The organism is Bacillus cereus group sp. N12, assembly GCF_016483575.1.
Lineage (GTDB): Bacteria > Bacillota > Bacilli > Bacillales > Bacillaceae_G > Bacillus_A > Bacillus_A toyonensis.
Map to the genome: position 1 here is coordinate 30,127 of NZ_JAEHBO010000049.1, position 11,353 is coordinate 41,479.

Sequence of the window (11,353 nt, forward strand, 5' to 3'; positions counted from 1 at the left end):
GCCCCTTCAATTAAGAAAGGAGCTCAAAGGCACGTGCTGGCCAATCGGTGATGATGACATCTACACCATAATCAATCATCGTTTGTAAATCTTTGTATTCGTTAATTGTATAAGGGCGGAAAACGTACCCTTGTTTTTGTGCTAACTGTACGAATTCTTTAGTTAGTAGCTGAAAGTTTGGATGTAAACCAGTTGCTTCTCTAATTTTTGCTTCAGCAATAGGATCAGCAAGTGGCGTATCATATAAAATTGCCCTTGGGATTTCAGGAGCTATTTCTGCTAATAATGAAACAGAGTCATGGTTAAATGATGAGAATACAATTTGATTAGAAAGATGATATTCACGAACAAGTGCAACAACTTTCTCTTCAATATTTGGGTAGTGAATCACATCTGTTTTTAATTCGATATTTAGTTGTAAGTTCGTTGTGGAAAGCCAGATGAAAACTTCGCGTAACGTTGGGATTTTTGCTTCATGGAAAGAAGGGTCTTTATGGCTACCAGCGTCCAATGATTGTAGTTCCTCTACTGTTTTTTCAGAAACAATCCCTACGCCATTTGTTGTGCGATCCACTGTTTCATCGTGGATTACGACAAGTTCGCCATCTTTTGATAGATGAACATCAAGTTCAATCCCATGAGCGCCAATGCGTTCAGCTTCTTGGAAGGCGATCATCGTATTTTCTGGATGTGTTCCTTTTACCCCGCGGTGAGCGAAAATAAGTGGTTTATTCATGTGAAAATCTCCTTATCATCTCTTTTCCTTCATTATGAAACCGCTATGAGAAAAATACAATTTATATGAAAAAAATTTACAAAAGTCTAACAGTTGCACAAAAGTTAACGTTAACGTAAAATGTAATAATTGAGTGAAGGGAGGAATAAACATGTATAAAATTGATGAAGTAACAAAGCAAGTTGGTTTAACAAAGCGTACACTTCGTTATTATGAGGAAATTGGTTTAATTCATCCCCCGGAGCGTAGTGAGGGGAACATTCGGCTTTATACGGATGAGGATATTGCAAGAATTAAAAGGATCGTGGAGGCGAAAGAAGTATTAGGAATCACGCTTCAAGAAATGCAACATTTCTTATCGTTAAAAGAAAGAATGGAACAAAGAAGAAATAGCGAGAATCCTCGCGACCGCGAAGTGATTCAAGAAATTAAAGATATGCTTGAGAAACAAGTGCAAACGCTGGATGAAAAAATGGAGCAAATGCAGCGTGTAAAGGCAGAACTTGAAGATAGTTTACATCGTGCAGTGACATTTTTAGAGAGCACAAAAGGAGAATGATCGAAATGGAGAGCAAACAAAAACTAGGGAGATTGATTACAGTGGTGGCTACTTTCCTTGCCTTTTCTGGTATAGGGGTAGTCGATCCAATCTTGCCGATTATTGCTGAGAAAATTGGTGCAACGCATTGGCAAGTTGAAATGTTATTTACCGCATATATTTTAACGATGGCAATTATGATGTTACCAGCTGGTATATTCGCATCAAGATTTGGTGATAAGCGGATGATGACAATCGGTCTTGCAATTGTAACTGTATTTGCGTTTATATGCGGTATATCGCAAACGATTGCTCAATTATCTCTTTTCCGTGCTGGATGGGGATTAGGAAATGCGATGTTTTTTGCTACAGCAATGACACTTTTAATAGCATTAAGTAAGGAGGTTCATGAAGCAGTAGGATTATATGAAGCAGCTATCGGTTTAGGAATGGCAGGTGGCCCATTGTTAGGTGGTATATTAGGTGGACATTCTTGGCGTTACCCATTTTTCGCAACGAGTATTTTAATTTTCTTAGCATTTATTTTAGTATTCTTTTTTGTAAAAGAACCGGAGCGAAAAGTGAAGCGTAAAGCAGCGGGCGTAGGTGAATTACTTAACCTAGTGAAATATAAACCGTTTATGCAAGGTGCGATTTCAGGGATGTTGTACTACTACGGATTTTTCGTCGTGCTAGCATATTCACCACTTATTATGCATTTATCCGCTATTCAATTAGGTTTTGTATTTTGTGGATGGGGATTAGCGTTAGCTTACGGTTCCGCAATTTTAGCACATAAGCTAGAAGGGAAATATGAACCGAAAACATTGTTAAAAGGTAGTTTACTCGTATTTGCGATTTTCTTAATTGCATTATTCTTTGTGAAAATTATGTGGTTACAAATCGTATTAATCGTTCTATCAGGATTAGCATCTGGTTTAAATAATGCATTATATACAAGCTATGTAATGGATATTTCACCTTATGAAAGATCTGTTACGTCAGGTGTTTATAACTTCGTTCGTTGGTTAGGAGGAGCGATTGCTCCCATTTTATCAGGAGTTATCGGACACACTGTTTCACCACAAAGTCCATTTTTAGTCGGTGGAGTTGTTGTATTAGTTGGTTGCGTTATGATCTTAATTCCGATTCGTAAACCGGTAGAAATAGAGACAAAAGCCCTTTCTTAAGAAAGGGTTTTCTTTCCTATTACAAGGCAAACCCTTTCCACATATATGTTAGAACCCTCTGACTAAAATATATTTTCGGTATTTTTGTACTTTTAACTATACATTTTGGATGTTTTGTTTTATTTTTGTTAGGGGACATTAATGATGTCCCTATTATAAATTTGCATTGAAAGGCGTGATTGTACGATGGAACTATGGTTCACTGAAAAACAAACAAAACATTTTGGGATTACGGCACGTATTAACCGCACATTACATACGGAGCAAACAGAATTCCAAAAACTTGATATGGTTGAAACGGAAGAGTTCGGAAACATGCTTATTTTAGATGGCATGGTTATGACAACAGAAAAAGATGAGTTCGTTTATCATGAAATGGTAGCGCACGTACCTTTATTTACACATCCAAACCCTGAAAACGTATTAGTTGTCGGTGGTGGTGATGGCGGTGTTATTCGTGAAGTGTTAAAACACCCAAGCGTAAAAAAAGCAACTCTTGTTGAAATTGACGGAAAAGTAATTGAGTACTCTAAACAGTACTTACCATCAATTGCAGGCGCATTAGATGATGAGCGTGTAGAGGTGAAAGTAGGAGACGGTTTCCTACACATCGCAGAAAGCGAAAATGAATATGACGTAATTATGGTAGATTCTACTGAGCCGGTAGGACCAGCAGTAAACTTATTTACGAAAGGTTTCTACGCTGGAATCTCTAAAGCGTTAAAAGAAGATGGTATTTTCGTTGCACAAACGGACAACCCTTGGTTCACACCAGAACTAATTACAACTGTGTTCAAAGACGTAAAAGAGATCTTCCCAATTACTCGTTTATACACAGCAAACATTCCAACGTATCCAAGTGGACTTTGGACATTCACAATCGGATCTAAAAAACATGATCCACTAGAAGTAAGTGAAGAGCGTTTCCACGAAATCGAAACGAAATACTACACAAAAGAATTACACAATGCAGCATTCGCATTACCGAAATTTGTTGGCGATTTAATTAAGTAAGAGCGTTAAATTGAAATAAATAAAGTGTAAGTAACTCATTTAAGGTGTTTGTCTAGAAGGCTTGAACATGCTAGTTACTTACACTGCTACAAATGAAGTAGTCTTCTTGTGATAACAAGAAGGCCCAGGTAAATCGAGAAAGAGGAGCAGTACGCTCCAAATTTGAGAAATAATGAAAGGTTGGGATACCTTAAGTTCCACATAAGGAGGAAAAGAATATGCGTTTTGATGAAGCTTATTCAGGTAAAGTATTTATTAAAAGTCATCCAAGTTTTGAAGAGTCAAAGGCGGTTATTTATGGGATGCCTATGGATTGGACAGTAAGTTTCCGTCCAGGATCTCGCTTTGGCCCTGCACGTATTCGTGAAGTATCAATCGGTCTTGAAGAATATAGTCCGTATTTAGATCGTGAACTAGAAGAGGTAAAATATTTTGATGCGGGTGATATCCCATTACCATTCGGAAATGCACAACGCAGCTTAGACATGATTGAAGAGTATGTATCAAAACTTTTAGATGCCGGTAAGTTTCCACTAGGTCTCGGCGGTGAGCACTTAGTGTCTTGGCCAATTTTTAAGGCAATGGCAAAAAAATATCCGGATTTAGCAATCATCCACATGGATGCTCATACTGATTTACGTGAATCGTATGAAGGGGAGCCTTTATCCCACTCTACACCAATTCGTAAAGTGTGTGATTTAATTGGTCCGGAAAACGTATATTCTTTCGGAATTCGTTCTGGAATGAAGGAAGAATTTGAATGGGCGAAAGAAGTAGGTATGAACTTATACAAATTTGACGTATTAGAGCCGTTAAAAGAAGTATTACCGAAACTTGCAGGACGTCCAGTCTATGTCACAATCGACATTGATGTATTAGACCCAGCTCATGCTCCTGGAACAGGAACGTTAGAGGCTGGAGGTATCACATCTAAAGAACTATTAGATTCCATCATGGCAATTGCAAATTCAAATATAAATGTAGTTGGAGCAGACTTAGTAGAAGTAGCTCCTGTCTACGACCATAGTGATCAAACACCAGTCGCAGCAAGCAAATTCGTGCGGGAAATGCTGCTCGGTTGGGTAAAGTAAAAGTGAAGCCGACTGTTTAGACCCGGTGACTAAGGTTCTTTCCTGCAAAAGGTGCTTTTTACCTTTTGGTAGGGAAGGTTCTTAGACGCAAGGGGTTAGGAGGCGTAACTGGATAGAAATAAAAGCGGAAGCGAAGCGACCGACCATTCTAGCCGCTGTAGCTGGATAAAGTAAGAGTCCCCTATGAATAGGGGCTTTTATTTTATCCGTTATGTGTCGGTAAGTCGATATATTAAAAAAATCGTCGATATAATCCCATTTACCATAGCAAGACATGAAAAAAAGAGTTATTCTCAAAAGGTGAGAATAACTCTTTTTCTTATGCAACCTTTTCTTCTGAAGCAATGCCGCGAATTTCATCAGCAGAGCGGATCGGATATTTGCGGAACACAATAGATCCGATGTATCCGACAATAGTGGTAACGATTCCACATAGTACAGCAGCGATCGTTACTTTTATAACGTCATTAAATCCAAACAAGACGAGAAGCCCTGGAATTGGTGATGCTGTTCCTGGCGCATTATTAACGAGCTGGAATAGCGATGTAATAATACCGGCAAGCGCGCCGCCAACGAAGTTTGTCATATAGATAGGAATTGGATTTGCTGAGACAACATCGGCTTGTGTTAAAGGCTCGATTGCTACAGCAATTGTATCTTTCTTTGAACAAATTTTTAGTCGTTTAAAGAAAATAAAGTTCATCGGGGCTGAGGCCGCAACGGCAAGACTGCCAATTGCCATTGGTAAACCTGTTAATCCAAGCATTGCAGTTAATGCCATAGAACTTAATGGAGAGGTAGAAATAACTGTTATTAATCCACCAAGCATAATACCCATAATGATAGGACTTTCTGTAGTTGCAACTGAAATCATAGAACCGATTTTACCAAGTGTTGCGTTAACGAGTGGATCCATAAGCATGGCCATTCCACGTGAGATTGGTGCAGCAATAAATAGGATTGCTAAAAACTCTACACCAGCTGGTAATTTCTTTTCGAGAAATTTCACGACGAAGGCACAAACGTATCCAGCAAAAAATCCTGGTAAAATACCGAATCCACTAGTAGCGATACCGATTAAAACAGCGTATACGGGTGAAACGCCGATTGCTAATGCTACTAAAATTGCTGCTGCAACACCGCTCATACTACCAGAAGCTTCTCCTACTGATTGTAAAAAGTCATTATGAAACATTTCTCCACCTATATAACGGTGAAATGCTTCAATAAGAAAACTTGCGATTGCTGCATTAGCTAAAGCACCCATCGCCTTCATTCCGTAAGGCGCACGGTAACTAAAAAGTGTAAATAGACAAAGTACAACAAGTAATAGTGCTAAACCTTGCAAGATAGCCATTTGAAAACTGTCTCCTTTGATTTTTGTAATAAAAATTTGTATCATTCAATAATAATATAAAAGTTTGTGAAACGGAAAAATTTTTTATTGGGAAATTGCTGTAAGGTGAAAAACCCTTACAATAATGTAAGGAAAGTGTAAGGCATTTCGATAGAGTATAGTATGCTTTTTTTCGTATAATACAGGTATAGACATACGGTTAGTGAGAAAGTAGTGCAAACAGGAGGCGCATTTATGAAATTGGTAATTAAAGTTTTAGCTGTGTTCGCCATTATTTTAGGAGGAACAGCATATTATTTAAACACGAAAACAGAAGGTGTGCATGCTTTTGTAGACAACTTCTTTTCAAATAAAGAAATACAAGATTATTATGCTGTTATAGATAAAAGCGAGAAAAAAGACGATGAATATTTGTATACATTTAAAGGATATACAGAAGATGGAAAGTTACAAGTTATTAAAAGAATGGTGAACCGTGAATTGCATACGGGTGCTTTTATAAAAATTTATGCAAAAGGTATGCAGGGAAAAGGATGGGCTGAAATCCCGAAAGAATCAATCCCACAAAAAGCGTTGCAAAAAATAGAAAAACCATAAAAGGAGCGAAACGTTCGCTCCTTTTTTAGTGCGTTAAAATGGTGATAGCTGAACTTTCTTTATTAGAAATGATTTTTGCACGTCCGCCAATTGGGAAAGTGAAGATCGGAGTTGTATGTCCGAAACTTGCATTCGCAATAATAGGGATATGTGCAAGTTCAGGCTTTGAAGTAATCATTTCTTGAATGTCCTCTATCATACATTCTGCTCCTTTTTGCATTCTTCCTATAACGATACCTTTTACGTATTCAAAATCAGTTTGTTGCATAAGAGAATGTAAGTATCGATCGAAAGTTTTAAGTGTAGCTTTTCCCGTTAAACTATCTTCTTCAAGAAATAAAACTTTATCTCGTAAGCTTGGCATATACGGTGTACCTTGTAGTAAATGTAAAGTGCTCATATTTCCGCCGATAATATCCCCTGTAGCTTCTCCTTCTTGAATCGAAATATATCCTTCATTTTTAATAAATTCTCGATTTTCCTGATCTATATACCAAGAATCATCACTCCACGTTTCAGATGGTAGGATTTCAATAGAATCATTAGAAGTTAAGCATTTAAAAAAGTAATCGGTTGTATACGCGAGACCTTTCTCCATTCCAAATGAAGAGAAGTGAGGACCTGAATATGTAACAAGACCTGTTTTTGTATAAAGTGCGTTATGTAAAGCAGTAATGTCAGAATAGCCGCAGAAAAACTTTGGATTTTCGCGAATTAAATCGTAATCGAGATGTTTCAATAAGCCGTTAGAGTTATATCCGCCAAGTGTCGTCAAAATTGCTTTTACATTAGGGTCTCTAAATGCTTCATGGAGGTCTTGAACACGTAAAGAAATAGAAGAGGAAGCGAATCGATCTATCTCATCAGCATATTTTGAGAATGTAACTTGAAAGCCCATGTCGGTTAATCTTTTTATAGCAAGGTTTCTGTTTTCATTTGAGACAATACTTAAACTACAAGATGGTGAAATAACTCTTATTTCATCCCCTTTTTTTAATTTTGTTGGTATCACGACATTCACCCCTTTAATTAAAAGAATATTTAGATTTAAAAAATATTTTATCATATGAAATAAAGTGAGGGTGAATTATTTTTTGAAAAGGAGTTTTCCTGATTTTTCAGCAGACAGACAGCATCTTTTTTTGATATGATAGGAAAAGTGATTTATTATAAGTAGTATTTAATATCTATAACATTTGAAAGGTGTGCAAGACGTGAAGAAACAACTTGCAGGCTTGCCGGTACACGTTCATTTCGTAACAGAAATCCGTGAAGGGGCGAGGAAGGAAACCGTTGCTTTTGAAGCAAATGGTCAATACTATGTAAAAGGTCAAGGTACATACGTAACATTCCAAGAGCCGAACGAACAAGGCGAAGTGAAGACAATTATAAAAATTCAAGATGAACAAGTTCTCATTATGCGTTCAGGTGCTATTTCTATGCGTCAGACGCATGTGAAAGGTGAATGGACAACTGGTACGTACACGAGTGAACTTGGTACGTTTGCATTGCAAACGAAAACTGATAACGTTCTTTTTAAATGGTCGGATGAAAAGAAAAAAGGACAACTCTTCTTAACGTACGCATTGCTTCTAAGTGAACAAGAAGCTGGCAGATATACAATTACAATTAACTTGAAGGAGGCAAAATAATGAATTCTTTAGAACAGGTAAAAGGATTGATTAAAGAAGAAATTCAAGCTGCTGTATTAAAGGCAGAATTAGCAAAAGAAGAACAAATTCCAAACGTTGTATTAGAATCTCCAAAAGATAAAACAAATGGTGATTTCTCTACAAATATGGCAATGCAACTTGCACGTGTTGCGAAAAAAGCACCTCGTATGATTGCAGAAGAATTAGTTGCAAACTTTGATAAAGCAAAAGCTTCTATTGAAAAAATTGAAATCGCTGGTCCTGGTTTTATTAACTTCTATATGGATAATAGTTACTTAACAGACTTAATTCCAACAATCGTTAATGCTGGTGAAGCTTACGGTGAAACGAACACTGGTAAAGGTGAAAAAGTACAAATTGAGTTCGTATCTGCGAATCCAACAGGTGACCTTCACTTAGGACATGCACGCGGTGCTGCGGTAGGCGACACTTTATGTAACGTATTAGCAAAAGCAGGATACGATGTATCTCGTGAGTACTACATTAATGACGCGGGTAACCAAATTCATAATTTAGCTCTTTCTGTTGAAGCTCGTTACATGCAAGCGTTAGGTTTAGATAAAGAAATGCCAGAAGACGGTTACCACGGTGCAGATATTATCGGTATCGGTAAACGTTTAGCTGAAGAGTTTGGCGATCGTTATGCGAAAGCTGATGCAGAAGAAAGCTATGAGTTCTATCGTTCATACGGTTTGAAATATGAGTTAGCAAAACTTCAAAAAGACTTAGAGAGCTTCCGTGTTAAATTCGATGTATGGTTCTCAGAAACATCATTATACAAAAACGGAAAAATTGATCAGGCTCTTGCTGTATTAAAAGAGCGTGACGAAATCTTTGAAGAAGGCGGCGCAACTTGGTTCCGTTCAATGACTTACGGTGACGACAAAAACCGTGTATTAATTAAAAACGACGGTTCTTACACATACTTAACGCCAGATATCGCTTACCATCGCGACAAATTAGAGCGTGGTTTCGATAAATTAATCAACATTTGGGGTGCTGACCACCACGGTTACATTCCTCGTATGAAAGCTGCGATACAAGCACTTGGTTACGATAAAGACACATTAGAAGTAGAAATCATCCAAATGGTACAACTATACCAAAACGGTGAAAAAATGAAGATGAGTAAGCGTACGGGTAAAGCAGTTACACTTCGTGAGCTTATGGAAGAAGTAGGCGTGGACGCAATGCGTTACTTCTTTGCAATGCGTAGCGGTGATTCTCATTTAGACTTCGATATGGACTTAGCTGTATCAAAATCTAATGAAAATCCAGTATACTATGCGCAATATGCACATGCTCGTGTATGCAGTATCCTTCGTCAAGGTGAAGAGTTAGGATTAGCTACAGGCGGAGACGTGAACTATAAACTTGTTACTTCTGAGAAAGAAGTAGAATTACTGAAAAAACTTGGTGAATTCCCAGCTGTAGTTGCGGATGCAGCGCAAAAACGTCTGCCACACCGCATTACAAACTATGCATTTGAATTAGCTGCAGCGCTACACAGCTTCTACAATGCAGAGAAAGTATTAAACCAAGATAACTTAGAGTTAAGTAAAGCTCGTTACGAATTAATGAAAGCAGTACGCACTACACTTCAAAACGCACTAGCAATCGTAGGAGTATCTGCACCAGAAAAAATGTAATGAAGAAAAGCGGAAGCGGCTCGTTTAGAATAGGAGGGGGATGGAGCTCCTGACAGAGAGGCGTACTTTGCCTCGGAGGAAGGCGCGAAGCCACCGAGTATTCTAGCCGCTGGAGCTGGACAATGAAGAAAAGCGGAAGCGGACTTTCGCTTTAAGTAAAAGGCAATCACACGATGGTGTGGTTGCCTTTTTGTATGGAGATAATAAAAAAATATAATTTTTATCAAACAAATATATGAAAGAGTTCGCTAATCCATTTGTGATATTTGAGGTGGCAGGAGTTACAATGTTTTTTGCTTTTATAGCACTTTTAGTATGTATAGCATCATGGGTATATACAGATGCAAAAACGCATGGAATAAGTAAGTGGTGGAGTGTGGTATCGATTCTATTACCATTCTTTATTGGAGTTTTGTTATATATGATGCGAAGAAGTAAAAAGAGAGTAGAAGGAGAACATATGATGAAGGGTATGAAAAAACAAAAAATAACGTTAGTTGCCATATTTGCAAGTGTAATGTTTGTATTACTCAGTGGCTTTGCTTTTGTCCAAACGTTAGATGATACGTGGAGAGCCGGAGATATATATTTAGAAAGCGATAAGCAAGGAGAGGCAAGTTACGAGGCCAAGTTCTCATCATGGGATACTGCGGGGAAAGACATTGAGCTTGAGTACGAAAAAGATACAGAAGTAACATTTTTTTATGAAACAGATGCAAGACGTGGTAACTTATGCTTTAGATTGTATGAAAGACAAGCGGAAAGTATTAAAGAGTTAAAAGAAATCTGTGAATCAAAAAAAGGTAATTTTACAGTTACATTGAAGGCAAACGAAAAGTACGTATTTAATATAAGTGGTTTCATGGTGAAAGATGGATTTGTAAAAGTGAATTGGAAAGAGCAATAAGAGAGGCCCTATAAAGGGCCTCTTTTTTATTGAATTGTATAAGTAACAGAAAAACTAACAGGACTATAGTACACGTAAGGTGCATGAAATTGGACATACATATTTCCATCTGTTTTTGCAGCGAAAATTCTGCCGTAACCATCAGAATAACGCCCAATAAGGTTATGATTTGAGTCATAAACACTGTAACTAGGAGTTTTGCTGTTAGGATGAATTGTTAGTTCTTGTCCCTTTTGAAGGAAAATAGGTTCTTGTTCGGAACTACTTCCAGTTTGCAAAGAATAAAATTTTGTAAAGCTTTGTTCTTGAGCGGCGGCAGCCTTTGTTTCTGGAATAAAGGCGGTAGCTCCAGTAATTCCTGCTAAAGTTAACGCACCTGCTAAAATCATTTTTTTCATAGTAGAAAAAGCCTCCTTATTAGTTGTAATCATTTTTGTTACAGTTAATATTGTATACGATAATACATAGGAGAAAATATGCTTTTATGCATATATGTTTTTTCTCAATAAAAGACCACCGATAAATGAAGTGCACCCCAATTGTTAGACACATAATTAACAATTGGAGGTGCATTTTTTATGGCTAAATTTTCTTCAAAAGA

12 protein-coding genes are annotated in these 11,353 nt (G+C 37.5%); 8 read left to right on the plus strand and 4 right to left on the minus strand.

Annotated features, from left to right (window positions below):
- Positions 1–10 precede the first annotated feature (10 nt).
- Positions 11–736: a glycerophosphodiester phosphodiesterase gene (locus JDS92_RS19985; protein ID WP_001039761.1), complete on the minus strand. Its 726-nt coding sequence runs from the start codon at positions 734–736 to the stop codon at positions 11–13.
- 151 nt (positions 737–887) lie between these two features.
- Here JDS92_RS19985 and JDS92_RS19990 point away from each other — a divergent pair, with 151 nt between their 5' ends.
- The 4 genes from JDS92_RS19990 (at position 888) to speB (ending at position 4,569) form a co-directional block, all read left to right on the plus strand.
- Positions 888–1,295 carry a MerR family transcriptional regulator gene (locus JDS92_RS19990; protein WP_000276560.1) on the plus strand — a complete coding sequence of 136 codons (408 nt, stop codon included), beginning with the start codon at positions 888–890 and terminating at the stop codon, positions 1,293–1,295.
- A gap of 5 nt (positions 1,296–1,300) precedes the next feature.
- Positions 1,301–2,464: an MFS transporter gene (locus JDS92_RS19995; RefSeq protein ID WP_097927419.1), complete on the plus strand. Its 1,164-nt coding sequence runs from the start codon at positions 1,301–1,303 to the stop codon at positions 2,462–2,464.
- Between the two features lie 186 nt (positions 2,465–2,650).
- Complete coding sequence (speE, locus tag JDS92_RS20000) at positions 2,651–3,478, plus strand: polyamine aminopropyltransferase (RefSeq protein WP_000424693.1); 828 nt, start codon at positions 2,651–2,653, stop codon at positions 3,476–3,478.
- A gap of 218 nt (positions 3,479–3,696) precedes the next feature.
- Positions 3,697–4,569: an agmatinase gene (speB, locus tag JDS92_RS20005; protein ID WP_001209829.1), complete on the plus strand. Its 873-nt coding sequence runs from the start codon at positions 3,697–3,699 to the stop codon at positions 4,567–4,569.
- A 319-nt stretch (positions 4,570–4,888) separates the two neighbouring features.
- Here the strand turns inward: speB and JDS92_RS20010 are convergent, their stop codons facing one another.
- Complete coding sequence (locus JDS92_RS20010) at positions 4,889–5,926, minus strand: PTS sugar transporter subunit IIC (RefSeq protein WP_000996326.1); 1,038 nt, start codon at positions 5,924–5,926, stop codon at positions 4,889–4,891.
- 234 nt (positions 5,927–6,160) lie between these two features.
- Here JDS92_RS20010 and JDS92_RS20015 point away from each other — a divergent pair, with 234 nt between their 5' ends.
- Positions 6,161–6,523, plus strand: a complete 363-nt coding sequence (locus JDS92_RS20015; protein WP_000779925.1) for a YxeA family protein — start codon at positions 6,161–6,163, stop codon at positions 6,521–6,523.
- Positions 6,524–6,548: 25 nt separating this feature from the next.
- Here JDS92_RS20015 and JDS92_RS20020 read toward each other — a convergent pair whose 3' ends face one another.
- Complete coding sequence (locus JDS92_RS20020; protein ID WP_142307030.1) at positions 6,549–7,589, minus strand: S66 family peptidase; 1,041 nt, start codon at positions 7,587–7,589, stop codon at positions 6,549–6,551.
- 148 nt (positions 7,590–7,737) lie between these two features.
- On the opposite strand from JDS92_RS20020, the gene JDS92_RS20025 reads away from it, so the two are divergent.
- The 3 genes from JDS92_RS20025 to JDS92_RS20035 all read left to right on the plus strand — a co-directional run bounded on the left by JDS92_RS20025 (position 7,738) and on the right by JDS92_RS20035 (position 10,752).
- Positions 7,738–8,175 carry a YwiB family protein gene (locus JDS92_RS20025; RefSeq protein ID WP_000744343.1) on the plus strand — a complete coding sequence of 146 codons (438 nt, stop codon included), beginning with the start codon at positions 7,738–7,740 and terminating at the stop codon, positions 8,173–8,175.
- Positions 8,175–9,845, plus strand: a complete 1,671-nt coding sequence (argS, locus tag JDS92_RS20030) for an arginine--tRNA ligase (RefSeq protein ID WP_097958193.1) — start codon at positions 8,175–8,177, stop codon at positions 9,843–9,845. Before JDS92_RS20025 ends, argS begins: the two co-directional genes overlap by 1 nt.
- Before the next feature lie 235 nt (positions 9,846–10,080).
- Positions 10,081–10,752 carry an anti-sigma factor gene (locus tag JDS92_RS20035; RefSeq protein ID WP_097958194.1) on the plus strand — a complete coding sequence of 224 codons (672 nt, stop codon included), beginning with the start codon at positions 10,081–10,083 and terminating at the stop codon, positions 10,750–10,752.
- A 26-nt stretch (positions 10,753–10,778) separates the two neighbouring features.
- On the opposite strand, the gene JDS92_RS20040 is transcribed toward JDS92_RS20035, so the two are convergent.
- Positions 10,779–11,150 (minus strand): hypothetical protein, encoded by a 372-nt coding sequence (locus tag JDS92_RS20040; RefSeq protein WP_000738215.1) that lies wholly within the window; start codon positions 11,148–11,150, stop codon positions 10,779–10,781.
- Between the last annotated feature and the right edge of the window lie 203 nt (positions 11,151–11,353).